The following is a 605-nucleotide window of genomic DNA, read 5'->3' on the forward strand; positions in this document are numbered from 1 at the left end:
AGCTGCTACTGAAGCTGCTCCTGTTGCTCTGAGTGCTCCTGCTATCAACGGCTAATATAAAGTAGTCTGTCAGATAAATAAAAAAGCTCCCTCCACTTCGGAGGGGGCTTTTGTTTTTTGTTTCGTTGCGATCGCACATCTGTATCTCAATAAAATTGCCCTAGTTCTTCAAAAGGGAATAGACATGATCTGATTAACCCATTCCTCAGCAGTAGAGGCTTCCCAAATAAGGATGAGTGCTTCAATTGCCTCATTAACAGATAATTTTTGAGAAAGAATCAAAACTCCTGAACTTGTTTTTGACACAATGAACTCACCAAACTCAGCAGGCATGGTTTTACGATCATGAGTCACAAGAATTCTCCCATTTTGTGCTGCGATTTCTAAGACCTGTTGGTCTGTCTTACCTTCCAACCCTGCCATATATGCTGATTGAAAATCAATATTTGCTTCTCTACGTAATAGTTCCAGTTACAATTGCTTGCTTAAGATCAGATCTGCTTGAAATCGAACTTTCGTCATGCCTTATTCTGCTTCTGCATCTGAGCGGATTTCAACTTCTGATACAGAGGCAGATTTTTTTGTCTGAGAGACTGTTGTAGTAG

1 protein-coding gene is annotated in these 605 nt (G+C 40.3%); it reads right to left on the bottom strand.

The features are described 5' to 3' along the window. Positions 1-168: 168 nt before the first annotated feature. A complete protein-coding gene (locus UYI_RS31755) occupies positions 169-471 on the bottom strand; it encodes a DUF5615 family PIN-like protein (protein ID WP_258003493.1) in 303 nt (100 codons plus the stop codon). Between the last annotated feature and the right edge of the window lie 134 nt (positions 472-605).

Source organism: Fischerella muscicola PCC 7414 (genome assembly GCF_000317205.1).
Lineage (GTDB): Bacteria > Cyanobacteriota > Cyanobacteriia > Cyanobacteriales > Nostocaceae > Fischerella > Fischerella muscicola.